Genomic DNA, 15322 nt, shown 5'->3' on the forward strand with positions numbered 1-15322 from the left:
GATCGCGGTATCCCGTACGGGTGGGCGATGCTCGACGACTTCTCGCGCGTGCTGCGTTTCAAGCCGCATCTGCTGGTGCGCGACACCGGCTCCGGCGCGTTGTATGTGGTGGACGAATTCAGACGCTCGGTGTTGCCGGGCGACGTGTTTCCCGCGCTCGCCGCGTGCATGCGCGATCGCCTGACGATCGCGCAGACGTTCGCGGCGCTCGCCGCGCGGTTTTCTCAATGGGAGGTGCTCGCCGCGCTCGATCACCTGGTGCGGCGCGGTTACGTGCGCGCCGACGCGCCCGGCGAGCGCGACGCGGCGATCGGCTTCTATGAGCGCACGGGCGTCGACGGCGATGCGGCGAGCGACATCGCGTCGCGCCTCGCGGTCGCCGTCGACGCGTTCGGCGTGGACCCGCGCGCGCAGCTCGACGCATTCGCCGCGTGCGGCATCGGCGTCGCGCCCGACGCGCCGCTGACGGTCGCGCTCGCGGACGGCTACGAGCGCGCCGAATTGATCGACGCCGCCGAACGCGCGGCGGCGCGCGGCGACGCACTGCTCGTCGTCGTTCCCGATCGCGTGGAGCCGCTGCTGGGCCCGCTGCTCGGCCCGCCGGCCGGCGCGCGGTCGGCATCGGCCTCGACGGAGGAGGCGGGCGCCGACGCGCCGCCCTGCATCGAATGCGTGCGCTACTGGACCGCGCTGAACCGCCCGGTCGAGACGCTGCTCGCGCGCCTGCACGGCAGCGACGCGGCCCGCTTGCCGGGCGCGCATAGCCGTGCGAGCGAAGCCGCCGTCGCGGCCGTCGTCGCGTCGTTCGTCGAGCAGATCGCGGTGAACGCGCAGCGCCGCCGCCATGCGAGCGCGCACATCGTGTCGCTGCGTGTCGACACGCTCGCCACCGCCGCGCATCGCGTCGTCAGGCGGCCGCAATGTCCGCGCTGCGGCAACGCGCGATGGATGCGCGAGCAGGCCGAGCGCCCGGTGACGCTCGCATCGGCGGATGCGGGCGCGCGCCGCGAGGGCGGCTATCGGACACTCGCCGCCGCCGAGCTCGTCAAACGCTACGGACATCTGATTTCCCCGGTGAGCGGCCCGATCGCCTATCTGCATCCGATGCCCGGGCGCAACGCCGGCCTGCGGCACGTCTACGTCGCCGGCTACCTGGTGTGTCCGCCGAGCGCGCCGCGCGAGAACCGTTTCGACAAGCTGTGCTCGGGCAAGGGCGCGAGCGACGCGCAGGCGCGCGCGAGCGCGCTCGCCGAGGCGCTCGAACGCTTCAGCGGCGTTCATCAGGGCGACGAGGCGACGCTGCGCGGCAGCCTCGCGGAGCTGTCCGCGCACGCGCCGCCGGGTGGCGGCCCGATCGACGTCAACGCGCTGCAGCAATACAGCGATCGCCAGTTCGAGCGGCGCGAGCGCCACAACGCGACGACCGACGATCCGCGCAAGCAGGTGCCGCAGCGCTTCACGCGCGACAGCGTGATCGACTGGACGCCCGCATGGTCGATCGCGACGGGCGCGCGGCGGCTCGTGCCGCTTGCCTACTGCTATGCGGAAACGCCGGCCGCGAGCGGCGCCGCCTATTGCGTGCACAACCCGAACGGCTGCGCGGCGGGCGCGTGCATCGAGGAGGCGATCCTGCAGGGCCTGCTCGAACTCGTCGAGCGCGATGCCGTCGCGATCTGGTGGTACAACATGCTGCGCCGGCCGGCCGTCGACATCGAGAGCTTCGGCGATCCGTACTTCGATGCGCTCGTCGCCGACTATGCGTCGCTCGGCTGGCGCCTGTGGGCGCTCGACATCACGCACGACCTGCGCATGCCGGTATTCGTCGCGCTCGCGCGCGAAACGGCGACAGGGCGTTTCTCGATCGGCTTCGGCTGTCATCTCGACAGCCGGATCGCGTTGCAGCGCGCGCTCACCGAAGTGAACCAACTGCTCGACGTCGGCGCGTCGGCGCCGCCGCCGTGGGACGCCGACAAGCTGCCGGACGACGCGTTCCTCCATCCCGATCCCGCGCTGCCGCCGACGCGCGGGCCGTCGCGGGCGTCGCACGGCGCGTGCGATCTGAAGGGCGACATCGAGAATGGCGTCGCGCGCTTGTCCGCGGCGGGCATCGATACGCTCGTCGTCGACAAGACGCGGCCCGACATCGGCCTGCCGGTCGTGCAGGTGATCGCGCCGGGCCTGTGTCACTTCTGGCCGCGCTTCGGCGCGCCGCGGCTGTATTCGGTGCCGGTTGCCGAGCGCTGGTGCGAGCGGCCGCGCGACGAGGACGAGCTCAATCGCGCGCTGCTGTTCCTGTAGCGCAGGCCAGTTGCCGGGCTTGCGAGCGCCGCGCGTTCGATGCGTGCGGCGCGCGCATCGATATCATTCGACGAGGAGCGCACGTGACGATTCAAGCGCCGAATCAACCGTTTGCCCGCCCGCCGCGCTTTGCCGACGCGGAGTGGCAGGCGCGCGTCCGGCTGGCGGCCGCGTACCGGATCTTCGATCACCTCGGCTGGAGCGAGCTGATCTACAACCACATCTCGCTGCGCGTGCCGGGCGAAGACACGCATTTCCTGATCAACCCGTTCGGGCTGCATTACCGCGAGGTGTGCGCATCGAATCTCGTGAAGGTCGACGTCGAAGGGCGCCCGGTCGGCCACTCCGACTGGCCGATCAATCCGGCCGGCTTCACGTTTCATGCGGCGATTCACCTGGCGCTGCCCGACGCGCACTGCGTGATGCACGTGCACACGACGCCGACGATGGCCGTGTGCGCGTCGCGGCGCGGGCTGTCGTACTCCAATTTCTATGCGGCGCAACTGCATGGGCGCGTCGCGCATCACGATTTCGAGGGCATCACCGTGCGGCCGGACGAAGGCCGGCGGATCGTCGACAGCGCGGCGGGGCGTCCGGTGCTGCTGCTGCGCAATCATGGGCCCGTCGCGATCGGCCGCACGCTCGCGCACGCGTTCTCGTTGATGTGGCTGCTTCATCGCGCGTGCGAAGTGCAGGTCGCGACGCAGGCGCTCGGCGAGCCGCTCGAGATCGACGCGCCGATCCTGGAGGCGTGCGCGCGCGATTCGCTGAACCTCGATCCGCGCTACGGCGCGGGGCAGGATGCGTTCGACGCGCTGCAGCGGATCGTCGACCGGGTCGATCCGGGTTACCGGAGCTGAATGCGGCGGCGATTGTTCCGATCAAAATCGGTCGCCGGATTGACTTCAAATATTAAGAATCAATTGATCCGGCGCGTCCGCATTCGGAATTGAAATTTGATGGTTTATATTTCGAATTTCGCTTTCGTTCGATTATCTTATGGCGCAAGCGAGGTGGTGCCCTGGCGAATCACTTTCATTCGACGCCGGGTTGAGCGCCAGGCCCGATATGCGATGGCGGGAAGGGAGCACGCCGGTTCTGGCGTGCGCAATTCGAAATGAATTGCGTCATCCAGCCCACACACTCGCATTGCGATGTCGTGGATGATCGTATCGAGTTGAATGGGCGCAATCGAAATCGATTCGGCATCCGAATTTAGGACCGATTAATCGAATGCGCGCTCGAAATGAACGCGACTTGCCGTTTTCGGCGATGCATCGATGGCTTCCGTCCCCAGTCGACCGTCTCGCGGACCGAACGCGCGGTGCGTCCGGTCCGTGCGCCCGGCCGTCGCGATCGCGCTGACGGCGGCCTTGCTCGGCGCGGCGCTGCTGTCCGCCGAGCTGCACGGCGTCGTGCCCGGCCGCGCGCCGACGCGATCGAGCGCGTGTTCGGCGCGATCGGCATGCGCGAGCGGCGCGCGCACGATGCGACGTGCACGGCGGGTGCGAACGCGTCGGATGCGCCGCGTGCATGGCGGTTCGAACCCGCTCGCGCGTACACGGCCGCCGCCGCGCATCCGGCGCGGGGCGAGGCGCGCGGCCCCGGCGTCGACGTTGCGCCGAACCCGATGCCGCGATCGCCCGAAGCGGGCGCCGCGGCGCTCCCACAATCGCAACCGTACCTGGACATGATCGATTCGACGTTTCGCGAGCCGGCCGCCATCGCGCTCGCTTTGAGCCTGCTCGGCATGCTCGCGCTTGCGCTGCTGCCCGTGTTCCGGATCAGACGGCTCGCGCTTCGCCTCGGCGAGGCGGAGGGCGCGCTCGCGATGAGCGAAGCGCGAGCGCGCGCGGCGCTCGTCGCCGTCGGCGACGGCGTGATCTTCACCGGGCGGGCGGGGCGAGTCGAATGCTTGAATCCGGCGGCGGAGCAGTTGATCGGCATGCTCGCCGACGATTGTCGCGGCCGCCCGCTCGTGTCGACGCTGCGCCTCGCGCGCGCGGGCGCCGAGGCGGGCGGCCCGTCCGACGTGTTCGATTGGTCCGATGCGTGCGCTTCGTCCGGTTCGGCCGCCTCGTGCGACGCGCCGCTCGGCGGTCTCGAGGATGGCGGCAGTTGCGACGCGACGCTGTACCGCGCCGACGGCGGCGCGATCGCCGTGCGCGCCACCGCGTCGTCGATCGCGCCGCCGTCCGGGCACGCGCGGCGCGCATGCGGCAGCGGCCGCGTGCTCGTGCTGAAGAGTCTCGCGGCCGAGCACGATCTCGTGCGCCGCCTGGCGCGGCAGACGACGCACGATCCGCTCACCGGCCTGCCGAATCGCGCCGAGTTCGAACGCCGCGTCGATTTCGCGCTCGCGGCCAACGTGCGCGGGCCGGTCGCGCTGCTGTTCATCGATCTCGACTGCTTTCGGATCGTCAACGACACGTGCGGCTACGCGGCGGGCGACGCGATGCTCGCCGCGCTCGCCGCGCGCCTCGTGGCGTGCGCGGCGTCGACCGACGTCGTCGCGCGGCTCGGCGGCGACGAATTCTGCGTGCTGCTCGACGCGGGCGACGAAGCGTCGGCCGCGTGCGCGGCCGAGCGCCTGCGCGCGAGCGTCGACGGTTTCGTGTTCGTCTGGGAGGGCCAGCCGTTCTCGGTGACGGCGAGCGTCGGCGTCGCGTTGCTCGGCGCGCCGGACCGCGTGCCGCGCGTCGAGGATGCGGTGCGCCTTGCCGGCATCGCGTGCGACTTCGCGAAGGCGCGCGGGCGCAACCGCGTGCAACTGGCCGATCCGCACGACCACGAGCTCGCGCACCATATCAATGACGTGTCGTGGTGCGCGCGCGTGAGGCAGGCGCTCGAATGCGACGATTTCTGCCTGTACGTGCAGCCGATCGTCGATACGGCGACGCAAGGCGCGAGCCGCCCGCCGCGCGCGAGGCGGGGCGAGCTGCTGCTGCGGATGGGCGCGCTCGGCGAGCGCGAGGGCGTCGCGCCGCCGGGGCATTTCATTCGCGCGGCCGAACGCTACGGGCTCGTGACGGACATCGACCGCTGGGTCGTGCGCACGGTGTTCGACGCGCTCGCTCGCGCGCGCAGCCGGCGCTTCAGCGAATACGCGATCAATCTGTCGGGAATCTCGATCGGCGACGAGCGCTTTCTCGATTACGTGCTCGAGCAGTTCGCACGGACGCGCGTCGCGCCCGCGCTGATCTGCTTCGAGATCACCGAGACGGCCGCGATCGCGAACCTCGCCGGCGCGCTGCGATTCATGCATGAGCTCAAGGCGCTCGGCTGCCGGTTCGCGCTCGACGATTTCGGCTCGGGGATGGCGTCGCTCAGTTATCTGAAGCAACTGCCCGTCGAGTACCTGAAGATCGACGGCAGCTTCGTGACGGGCATCGCGAACGACGCAGCGAGCCTCGACATCGTCGCGTCGATCAACGACATCGGGCATGCGATGAATTGCAAGACGATCGCCGAGTACGTCGATAGCGCCGCGACGCTGCAAAAGCTCGCCGCGCTCGGCGTCGATTATGCGCAGGGCTATTACATCGGGCGGCCCGTGCCGTGGCGCGAGGCGGCGCGTTCGTAGCGCCGCGCCCGGCGGCGCGGGCGCCTCTCGCGTGCCGAATGCCCGGCGCCCGATCGCTTTGTCGCGTCACGAGCCGCGAGCCGTCTATCCGCGCGGAGCGGGGCGCGCCGCCGGCCGCGCGAAGATCGACACGCGCTTGCGATACAGCACGTACGCGAGCGTCGCGGCGACCGCGGTCTCCGCGATCAGCACGGCGGCGGCCGCGCCCTGCTCGGCGAAGAACTTCGCGAGCAGCGGCAGCAGCGCGACGTTCAGCACGCCGGACGAAATCAGCACGCGGCTGAATGCGCTCTTCATGCCGAGCGGCAGCATCGTCTGCACGCCGAACAGATCGGTCATGCCGGCCATGAACGGAATGAACGCCATGCAGCGCAGCACGCCGACCGTCGGCTCATAGGTCGGGCCGTACAGAATGTGCACGGCGAGCGGCGCCAGCGCGAAAATTGCCAGCGAGATCGTGAGCACCATTGCGCCCTGCACGACGAGCAGCTTGCGCAGAAACGACATCGCGTCCTCGCGCGCGTGATGCATCAGATAGCTGACGTGCGGATACGCGGCCGCCTTCAGCGGCTGCAGCAGGCTGATGGCCGAGCGGATCAGCTTGTCGCCCGCGGCGAAGTAGCCCGCCGCCACGTTGCCCGACACGAAGCCGAGCAGCACGGTGTTCGTCGACGCGTAGAACGCAACCGAAGTCGATGCGAGAAACACTTGCCAGCCGCCCTTGAGCGATGAGGCGACATCGGCCGCGCCGATGCGCACGAACGCCACTTCGCGCCGCACGATCAGATAGCCGAACACGAGCACGCCGCACACGAGCGGCACGGCCGCGTTGATCGCGACCGCGTCGATCAGGTCGGCGGGCGAGCGCACGAACAGGTACATCGCCGGCACGCTGAGCGCGCGGCACGCGAACAGCGTCATGCTGTAGATGCGCAGCTTCTGGATGCCCTGGAAATACCAGCCGGGCGTGAGCGCGGCGCCCACCGTCATGCCGAAGCCGATCACGAGCAGCGTGCGGTCGATCGCGAACCGGTCGATCGCGAACGTGAGCGCGAGCAGGATCGCGAAGCCGGCCACCGTGATCGCGGCCTGCGCGGCGAAGGTCGCCCAGAAGATCCGCGAGCGCGCGGCGAGATCGTCGTGCGCGAGCGCGACGCGCGGCGTCGCGGTCAGATCGAAGCTGTAGTTCGTGAAATTGATGAAGTACGTGATGACGGCGAGCACGAACGACAGCTGACCGTACGCTTCGGGACCGAGCACGCGCGTGAGGAGCGGCAGCGTGACGAGCGGCACGACATAGGTCGAGATCTGCAGCGTCATCAGCAGCAGGAAGTTCTTGCGGACGGTCGTCATGCGTGGCCTTCGCGTCGCATGGGCGACATCGTGCCGCGCGCGCTCGTGGCGCGCGCGGCGAGGTGAAGCGGATCGATCAATCGCATTGCGGCGCGAGTTCCCGGGCTTTGCCGGCGTTCAGTTGCAGCAGCGCGGCCAGGCGTTCGGCGTAATGCCGCCGCGTGTAGAGCGACCAGTCGTAACGGCGCCGCGGATCGCGCAGATGCGCGCGCAACGCGTCGAGCGCGCGCGCGAGGCTCGCTTCGTTGCGCGCGTAGCGGATCTTGTTGCCGATCTCGTCGCCGAAGCTCGACAGGCTGCCGACATCGTGAACGAGCACGGGCAAACCGATCATCGCCGCCTCGACGATCACGAGCGGCGCGTTTTCCGCCCATACCGACGGCAGCACGAGCGCGTCGTGCTCGCGCAGCGCAACGAAAAGCTGCGCGTGATCGAGGCGGCCGGCAAAGCGCAACTGGCCCGCCGCGATCAGATCCGCGTACTTGCGTTCGAGCATCGCGCGCTGGCCGCCGTCGCCGTACACGGTCACGCTCGCGATGCGCTCGAAGCGCGACGCGCGCGCGAGTTCGAGAAATTCGTCGAGCCCCTTTTCCGGATCGATGCGGCCGACGAACGCGAGATCGAGCCGCTCGCGCTCCGCGCATTTCGGCTCGCGCGGCGCGAGCGCGGTGCTGACCGGATTGTGTAGCAGCGCGGTGCGCGCGATGCCGCGCCGCGCGAGCGCGTCGCGCATGTACGGGCTCGGGCAGAGCAGCAGATCGAACGCGTCGGCGGGTTGCACGAGCGCGTCGACTGCGTGCCAGTGCAGCTTCTTGATCGCGTCGTGCAGCGCGCCGCGCGGGCTCGAGCGCTGGAAGAGCCGCGCGCCGCGCGCGAGCGCGTCGAGCGGCAGCGGCGTCGCGCGTCCGCGCGGATAGGTCAGCAGGTTCGGGTTGTAGAAGACGAGATGGTAGTCGTGGCAGGTGAGGTACGCGCGACAGCCGGTGCGTCGCTTGTAGCGCGCGATCGCCGGCACGACGGAAGGCGACAGCAGGTTGTGATAGTTGTGCACGAGCACGCGCTGCGGCGCCTCGCGTTCGAGCACGGCCGCGAGCGCGCGCGCGGCGGGCGCGTTCCATGCGCGCGCCGCGCCGCTCGACGCCCCTTCGAACGCGCTCTCGTCGAACGTCGCGACTTCGACGCCCGGTTGCGCGCGCAGGACGTCGACCGATGTCCGGTAGACCTCTTCGGCGCCGCCCTTGCGGGCGAAATCGTTGATGACGAGTACTTTCATGCGAAACGGCGCGGGCGGATCGGCCCGCGCTTCTCAGTGCCCGCCGAGCGCGCGTGCGGGCTCGGCGGATGGCGCGGGCTCGGCATCGGCCGGCTTCGCCGCATCGGGCGCCGGTTGCGCGCTCGCGCGGCCGTAACGGTCGTCGAAGCGAACGATGTCGTCTTCGCCGAGATAGTCGCCCGATTGAACCTCGATGATCTCGAGCGGAATCTTGCCCGGGTTCTCCAGGCGGTGAACCGCGCCGACCGCGATGTACGTCGATTCGTTCTCGCTCAGCAGGAACGTCTCGTCGCCGCGCGTGACCTTCGCGGTGCCGCGCACGACGATCCAGTGCTCGGCGCGGTGATAGTGCATCTGCAGCGACAACTGCTTGCCCGGATCGACGACGATCCGCTTCACCTGGAAGCGCTCGCCGCGATCGATCGAATCGTAGTAGCCCCACGGGCGCTGCACCTTGCGGTGATCGCGCACCTGCTCGCGCTGGCCGGACTTCAGGCGCGCGACGACGGTCTTCACGTCCTGCACGCGATGCTTGTTCGCGACGAGCACGGCGTCGGGCGTCTCGACGACCACCACGTCCTTGAGCCCGACGCAGGCGACGAGCCGGCCTTCGGAGCGCGCGAAGCTGTCCTCGGTGCCTTCGAACAGCACCTCGCCGCGCGCGACGTTGCCCGCTTCGTCCTTCGGCAGTAGTTCCCAGATCGCGTCCCACGAGCCGACGTCGGACCAGCCGGCCGCGAGCGGCACGATCACGCCCGGGATGCCGAGCGCGCGTGCGCCCGTCAGGCGCTCCATCACCGCGTAGTCGATCGAGTCGCACGGGCATGCGGCGAATCGTTGCGCGTCGGCCTTGAAGAACTGGCCCTCATCCGTGCCGTCGCGCCACGCCGCTTCGCAGGCCGCGTACATGTCCGGCTGCAGCGCGCGGATCGCCGCGAGCCATGTCGACGCGCGCACGACGAAGATGCCGCTGTTCCACCAGTAGTCGCCGGATTGCAGGTATTGCTGCGCGAGTTCCTGATGCGGCTTCTCGACGAAGCTGTCGATCGCGTGGCCGCCCTCGACGCCGTTCGAATCCGCGAGCGGCGCGCCGACCTTGATGTAGCCGTAGCCCGTTTCCGCGCGGCGCGGCAGCACGCCGAGCGTGACGATCGCGCCGTCCTGCGCGTAGCGCGCCGCTTGCGCGACCGTGTCCTGGAACGCACGCGTATCGGACACCGCGTGATCGGCGGGCATCGCCGCGAGCACGGGGTCGCCGTGATGCGCGAGCGCTTCGAGCGCGGCGAGCGTGAGCGCGGGCGCCGTGTTGCGCGCGGCCGGCTCGAGCAGGATGCGTGCGCGCAGGCCGCGCGCGCTCACTTGCGCGGCGCTCGTGAAGCGATGCTGCTCGCCGCAGACGAGCAGCAGCGTGTCGGCGAGCTCGGCGTTCGAGATGCCGGTGAGGCGGCGCGCCGTGGCGGACAGCGGCGATTCGTCCGCGATCAGGTCGATCAGCTGCTTCGGATGGTGCTCGCGAGACAGCGGCCAGAGGCGCGTGCCGGAGCCGCCCGCGAGAATCACGGGCAGGATGCGCGGCACGGCGTCGCGAGGCGCGGCGGAAGGGGTGTTCGTGGCGAGATCGATCATCGGTTCATTCCGGAGTCGGCCGGCAGTCGGCCGGCGAACGCGTAGCGCTCGTCTTCGGTGGTGGATTCGGCATTGGCCTTGCGCGTCTTGCGCGCCGCGGCCGAGGCGACGGCGCTCACGCTTGCGCTCGTCGCGGTGCCGACGCGATCGAGCAGATCGCGCACGGCCTTCGACGGGCTGCTCGCCGCGCGCAGCATGCCCACGTACGGCGCGCCGTGCTCGAGATACGGCCCGTCTACCTTGCGGAAGCCGAAGCGGTTATAGAAGTCTTCGCGTTGCGCGGGCGCCTGCACGCGCACCGGCGCATCCGGCCAGCGCGCGTGCGCGGCCGCCAGCACGTGCTCGATCAGCGCGTCGATCGTGCGATCGTCGCGATGCGCGGCGCTCGTCAGGATCTTGTCGATCATCGTTTCGGGGTCGATGTCGTCACCGGGCAGCAGGCGCGCGTAAGCGGCGATCGCCGGCTGCTCGCCGCGCTTGTCGGTGGCGAACACGTGAATCGCGCATTCGTCCTTGCCGTCGATGTCGAGATGCGTGTGCGCTTCCTCGACGACGAGGACTGCATTGCGTGCGCGAAGGATCATGTAAAGCTCGTTCGAACTCAGATGCCTGAATTCGCAGCATGTCCAGTCCATGATGGAGATTCCTCGTTTCCGGGCCGCGCGCCGCGTTGTGCGGCGCGAGTTTTGTGCGCCGCGACATGAGAGATGTGTGCGATGCGGCCAGTGGTCGCAAAGATACGAGCGGACCCCGCGCCGTTCTGTTCGAAAGCGTACCGTGCGCGTGACGAGCGAAGCGCGGCGTGCGGCGCACCACCGATGTGTGCAGCGCACACGAGCCGCGAAGTCGATCCTTGCGTAATGTGCGCTTGCGCACATAGGGCGTGCGCGCTTGTTCGGATAATGGCCGCCATGCGATGACGACGCGCCTTGCGTGCCACCCGCGCCGCTCGCTGACGACGCAACCCGCGTTCGATCCGACGCGCCTCAGCGCACATCAAAAGGACTTCCTGTTTGAAGGTAGCAATCGTTCACGACTGGCTGGTGGTGCATGGCGGCGCGGAGCGTGTGCTCGCGCAGATGATCGACTGTTTTCCGCAAGCCGACATCTACAGCCTCGTCGATTTTCTCGACGACCGCTCTTGCCTGCGTGGCCGGCCGGTGCATACGTCGTTCATCCAGAAATTGCCGTTCGCGCGCAGCAAGTACCGCAGCTATCTGCCGCTCTTTCCGCTCGCGATCGAGCAGTTCGATCTGTCCGGCTACGACCTGATCCTGTCGAGTTCGTACGCGGTCGCGAAGGGCGTGCTGAACGGCCCGGATCAATTGCACGCGAGCTACGTGCATTCGCCCGTGCGTTACGCGTGGGATCTGCAGCATCAGTACCTGAACGAGGCGGGGCTCGCGCGCGGCCTGAAATCGGCGCTTGCGCGCGCGCTGCTGCATTACATTCGCAATTGGGATGCGCGTTCCGCGAACGGCGTCGATTTGCTCGCGGCGAATTCGCGCTTCGTCGCGCGTCGCATTCGCAAGACGTATCGGCGCGATGCGACGGTCATCTATCCGCCTGTCGACGTCGACCATCTCGCGCTGCGCGACACGAAGGACGACTTCTACCTGACGGCGTCGCGTCTCGTGCCGTACAAGCGGATCGATCTGATCGTCGAGGCGTTTTCGCACATGCCGTCGCGCCGGCTCGTCGTGATCGGCGACGGGCCGGAGGCCGCGAAGATCCGCGCGCTCGCGGGCCCGAACGTCACGCTGCTCGGCTACCAGCCGTTCGACGTGCTGCACGATCATCTGCAGCGCGCGAAGGCGTTCGTATTCGCCGCGGAAGAGGACTTCGGCATCTCGCCCGTCGAGGCGCAGGCATGCGGCACGCCCGTGATCGCGTATGGCAAGGGCGGCGTGTGCGAATCGGTGCGTGCGGCGGGCGCGGCGCCGACGGGCCTCTTCTATGCGAAGCAGACCTGCGATGCGCTGATCGACGCGATCGAACGGTTCGAGGCGATGCCGGCGGGCACGTTCGATCCGCATGCGTGTCGCGCGAATGCGGAGCGTTTCAGCGCCGCACGGTTTCGCTCGGCGTTCTCGCGCTTCGTGCTCGAGGGCTACGCCGCGTTGCAGGCGGAGTTGAGCGAGACGATGCAAGGCGGGCCGCTCGCATCGCGCGTCGCGGCGGGCGCCGCATCCGTCGAGCGCGATTCGGCGGCGTCGCCGCTTGACGCTTCCCGGAACGGAACGCTCGCGCGCATCTGAGCGCGAGCGTCTCTGCGATCTGACGTGATGCGATTACTCTTTTTGCTGACCAATTTCGGCGATCCGATACTCACCGCGCCGCTTGCTTTCGCGGTATTGAGCTGGCTCGCGGCGACGGGCCGCCGCCGCGCCGCGCTCGTGTTGGCGTTCGGTTTCGCTTGCGCGGTCGGCGTGGTCGCGATGACGAAGTTCGTCTACGCGGGCTGGGGAATCGGCATCGCCGCATGGCGTTTCACCGGCGTGAGCGGTCACACGATGCTCGGCGCGGCGGTGTATCCGCTCGTCGCGGCGATATGCGTGCGCGACGCGCATGTGCGGCGCGCGATCTCGGCGGGCCTTGCGTTCGCGTTCGCGATCGGCCTCTCGCGCGTGCTGCTCGGCTTTCATTCGTGGTCCGAGATCGTGTCGGGCTGGCTGCTCGGCGCGGCTGTCGCGGTGTCGACGGCGAGATGGGCGCGCGGCATCGCCGGCGTGCATGCGGGCGGCACGCATGCGGCTCGGAATATTCCGACGCCGCTGCGTGAACATGGCATCGACGTTGTATATCGGCACGCGGGCGCCGATGCGGTTGCCGCGCGGCGCACGGCGCGCGTCTCGCGATCGACGGTCATGTTCGTCGCGGTGGCGTGCACGATCGCCGTGTCGTGCTACGGGCGCAGCGTGCCCGTGAGCGCGTGGATCTCGCACGCGGCGCCGAAGATCGCGGAATGGAGCCGAGTCTGGCTTGAAGACGCGCGCTGAACCCGAGCGCTTCGTTCAGGCGATGTAGACAAACCGCTTTGACGTCGACGCAAGTATTCGATGTAGACGGCCCTCGGGGTCGCACACGCGTCTTATCTCAATAATGCCGGGCGGAAGCCGGCCAATTCGGAGGAATTTGTTTCATTCATACACAAACATTACGGCGCGGCTGCGCGACAATGAGCGAAGCGGGTGAAAGTGTCCGATTCGGGCCGTGACGGTTGCCCAATAAATGGTCAACGATGGTCAAATCACGGATGGGAATTCGATTGCAAAAGAGCGCGAATGGTAGAGTAACTTCGACAGTCCGCTTCTTGAGCGCGACGCAGCAAACGCAGTAAAGCCATCCTGAGAGAGCGAGGTGAAATGGGTTGCGCGGCGAGCCGCGAAACCTGACCGGACGAGTTCAACGAGCCCGGCGACGCGGGCGATTCGACGCGTGTCGCGGCTGTCGGGGCGTACCTTGAGTCGCTTGTCCGAGGCTGCTTGCCGATCTCGCGGCGCGCCGCATATGTGAATGCGCGGCCGATACGATACGTTGCCGCTTTCTTTGCGAAATCTAACCATCAATCAGAGACCAATGAGGCATCTGACGTGCGCTCCCGAACGAAACGAACGGGTGCGTCCCGGCGTCGTGTACGGGCGGGGCGCGACACCCTCCCATCCCGCACTGCATTGCCGGTAGGCAGACGATCGTCGGCTTTCGCCGTACACGCATTCGTCGAGTCACACAGTCAGTTCATGATCGGAGGCACCAATGACGACTAGCGCGATCATCGGGGGGCTCTCCCGGGGATCCATCCGACAGCGACCGTTGATTTACTGGACGCATCAGCCATCGACGCTGCTGCGCAAGGAACTCGCGCGCCGCGACTGGAAGATCTGCGTCGTCACGAGCGCGAACCAGGTGCGCACGACGGCGGGCGAGGTCACGGGCGGCATTCTCGATCTGAGCGCCGTGTCGATCGACGAGATGAACGCGGTCGCGGCCGTATGCGCGTCGCTGCGCAACGTCGCGTGGGTCGCGCTCGTCGAGGCGCATCAGGCGAACGTGCCGAACGTGCGCGCGCTGCTGCGCGATTACTGTTTCGACTACATCACGCTGCCTGCGTCGCATCAGCGGATCGCGGATGCGGTCGGCCACGCGTACGGGATGGAGTGCCTGTTCGCGCCGAGCACGGCGCCCATCGCGTCCGCCGATCAGGGGATGATCGGCACTTGCGATGCGATGCTGCAACTGTTCGACGCGGTGCGCCGGATCGCGCGCACCGATGCGCCCGTGCTCGTGTCGGGCGAGACAGGCACCGGCAAGGAACTCACCGCGGCCGCGATCCACCAGCATTCCGCACGCCGCGCGGGCCCGTTCGTCGCGGTCAACTGCGGCGCGATTCCGCCGCATCTGCTGCAGTCCGAACTGTTCGGCTACGAGCGCGGCGCGTTCACCGGCGCGAGCGCGCGCAAGATCGGCCATGTCGAATCGGCGAACGGCGGCACGCTGTTGCTCGACGAAATCGGCGATCTGCCGCTCGAAAGCCAGGCGAGCCTGCTGCGCTTCCTGCAGGAGCGCACGATCCACCGGCTGGGCAGCAGCGATCCGGTGCCCGTCGACGTGCGCATCGTGTCGGCGACGCACGTCGATCTGCGCGGCGCGATGAACGAAGGGCGCTTCCGTGCGGATCTGTATCACCGGCTGTGCGTGCTGCGTGTCGATCAACCGCCGCTGCGCGCGCGCGGCAAGGACATCGAGCTGCTCGCACGGCACATGCTCGAGCGCTTTCGCGCCGACGCGCGCCATCGCGTGCGCGGCTTCTCCACCGATGCGATTTCGGCGCTCTACAAGCACGACTGGCCGGGCAACGTGCGCGAGCTCATCAATCGCGTGCGCCGCGCGCTCGTGATGGCGGAAGGCCGGCTCATCACCGCGCACGATCTCGAGCTCGGCCACTGCATCGAGGTCGCGCCGCTGTCGGTCGCCGCGATCCGCAAATCGATCGAGCGGGAAGTGATCGAGCTCGCGCTGCTGCGCAATCGCGGGCGTCTCGCGGGCACCGCGCGCGAACTCGGCATCTCGCGCGCGACGCTGTATCGATGGATGGAAGCGTACGGCATCGAGCGTCCGCGCAGCGTCGCCTCGTCCACCAACTGACACGCGGGCGCGCCGCGGCGAAAGCGGCGCGCCCGCGCGAGCGC

Annotated in this window: 10 protein-coding genes and 1 pseudogene; 6 read left to right on the forward strand and 5 right to left on the reverse strand. The window is 68.6% G+C overall.

What is annotated here, in order from left to right; translation table 11 throughout:
• Positions 1–27: 27 nt before the first annotated feature.
• The 3 genes from BTH_RS14825 to BTH_RS14840 all read left to right on the forward strand — a co-directional run bounded on the left by BTH_RS14825 (position 28) and on the right by BTH_RS14840 (position 5881).
• The gene (locus BTH_RS14825; protein WP_009893001.1) at positions 28–2298 is read left to right on the forward strand and encodes a TOMM precursor leader peptide-binding protein; all 2271 of its coding nucleotides are present in this window, start codon (positions 28–30) and stop codon (positions 2296–2298) included.
• 83 nt (positions 2299–2381) lie between these two features.
• Complete coding sequence (locus BTH_RS14830; protein WP_009893000.1) at positions 2382–3158, forward strand: class II aldolase/adducin family protein; 777 nt, start codon at positions 2382–2384, stop codon at positions 3156–3158.
• A gap of 605 nt (positions 3159–3763) precedes the next feature.
• Positions 3764–5881, forward strand: coding sequence for a putative bifunctional diguanylate cyclase/phosphodiesterase (locus BTH_RS14840; protein WP_009892997.1), 2118 nt, complete (start codon positions 3764–3766; stop codon positions 5879–5881).
• 84 nt (positions 5882–5965) lie between these two features.
• Here the strand turns inward: BTH_RS14840 and BTH_RS14845 are convergent, their stop codons facing one another.
• The 5 genes and pseudogenes from BTH_RS14845 to BTH_RS31060 all read right to left on the reverse strand — a co-directional run.
• Complete coding sequence (locus BTH_RS14845; protein ID WP_009892996.1) at positions 5966–7234, reverse strand: oligosaccharide flippase family protein; 1269 nt, start codon at positions 7232–7234, stop codon at positions 5966–5968.
• 76 nt (positions 7235–7310) lie between these two features.
• The gene (locus BTH_RS14850; RefSeq protein ID WP_009892994.1) at positions 7311–8507 is read right to left on the reverse strand and encodes a glycosyltransferase; all 1197 of its coding nucleotides are present in this window, start codon (positions 8505–8507) and stop codon (positions 7311–7313) included.
• Positions 8508–8540: 33 nt separating this feature from the next.
• Entirely contained in the window at positions 8541–10133 is a 1593-nt protein-coding gene (locus BTH_RS14855) for a mannose-1-phosphate guanylyltransferase/mannose-6-phosphate isomerase (protein ID WP_009892993.1), read from the reverse strand.
• Positions 10130–10768, reverse strand: coding sequence for a GNAT family N-acetyltransferase (locus BTH_RS14860; RefSeq protein ID WP_009892992.1), 639 nt, complete (start codon positions 10766–10768; stop codon positions 10130–10132). Before BTH_RS14860 ends, BTH_RS14855 begins: the two co-directional genes overlap by 4 nt.
• A pseudogene (locus tag BTH_RS31060) lies at positions 10735–11119 on the reverse strand (hypothetical protein); the annotation flags it as partial. The gene BTH_RS14860 and the pseudogene BTH_RS31060, both read right to left, overlap by 34 nt.
• Before the next feature lie 27 nt (positions 11120–11146).
• Here BTH_RS31060 and BTH_RS14865 point away from each other — a divergent pair.
• The 3 genes from BTH_RS14865 to BTH_RS14875 all read left to right on the forward strand — a co-directional run bounded on the left by BTH_RS14865 (position 11147) and on the right by BTH_RS14875 (position 15278).
• On the forward strand, positions 11147–12391 hold the full coding sequence (locus tag BTH_RS14865; RefSeq protein WP_009892991.1) for a glycosyltransferase family 4 protein: 1245 nt from the start codon (positions 11147–11149) through the stop codon (positions 12389–12391).
• Positions 12392–12418: 27 nt separating this feature from the next.
• On the forward strand, positions 12419–13132 hold the full coding sequence (locus BTH_RS14870) for a phosphatase PAP2 family protein (protein ID WP_011401799.1): 714 nt from the start codon (positions 12419–12421) through the stop codon (positions 13130–13132).
• A 757-nt stretch (positions 13133–13889) separates the two neighbouring features.
• Positions 13890–15278 (forward strand): sigma-54 dependent transcriptional regulator, encoded by a 1389-nt coding sequence (locus tag BTH_RS14875; protein WP_009902884.1) that lies wholly within the window; start codon positions 13890–13892, stop codon positions 15276–15278.
• Positions 15279–15322: the final 44 nt, after the last annotated feature.

It is taken from the genome of Burkholderia thailandensis E264, assembly GCF_000012365.1.
Classification (GTDB): domain Bacteria; phylum Pseudomonadota; class Gammaproteobacteria; order Burkholderiales; family Burkholderiaceae; genus Burkholderia; species Burkholderia thailandensis.